Genomic DNA, 456 nt, shown 5'->3' with positions numbered 1-456 from the left:
CTGGATGAAATCTTTGAAGTCGCCACCAATATCGCGGTCATCTCCGACGGCAAGCTTTCCGAGGCCCGTCCGGTGGAGGAAATGACGCTCGAAAAGATCGGCCTGTTGATGGGCGGCATTCACACGACACATTCGGGAGCCGCCCAGCATGCGCATTGAGCTTGAAAAACGCGCAGGGGTTTCCCGGCTTTTTACATTTCTTTCGCCGCTTCTGGCGCTGGTGCTGACCCTGCTGGTCGGTGCTGTCATGTTCGCCATGCTCGGGAAGAACCCGGCCCATGCGCTTTATGCCTTCTTCGTGGAGCCGTTGCTCGAAGTCTGGTCCCTGCACGAGCTGGCGATCAAGGCCGCGCCGCTGATCCTGATCGGTGTCGGCCTGTCGATCTGTTATCGCTCCAAGAACTGGAACATCGGAGCGGAAGGGCAATTCACCATCGGTGCGATTACTGGCTCCAT

At 58.1% G+C, this 456-nt stretch carries 2 pseudogenes; both read left to right on the top strand.

What is annotated here, in order from left to right:
- Window positions 1–159 (top strand): annotated as a pseudogene (locus tag EN804_RS34615) (ABC transporter ATP-binding protein); the annotation flags it as partial.
- Window positions 149–456: pseudogene (locus EN804_RS34610) on the top strand (ABC transporter permease); the annotation flags it as partial. The pseudogenes EN804_RS34615 and EN804_RS34610, both read left to right, overlap by 11 nt.

This window comes from Mesorhizobium sp. M8A.F.Ca.ET.161.01.1.1 (assembly GCF_004792105.1).
Classification (GTDB): Bacteria; Pseudomonadota; Alphaproteobacteria; order Rhizobiales; family Rhizobiaceae; genus Mesorhizobium.
Note: the sequence above shows the minus strand (reverse complement) of the source record. Positions and strands in the feature narration are given on the sequence as shown.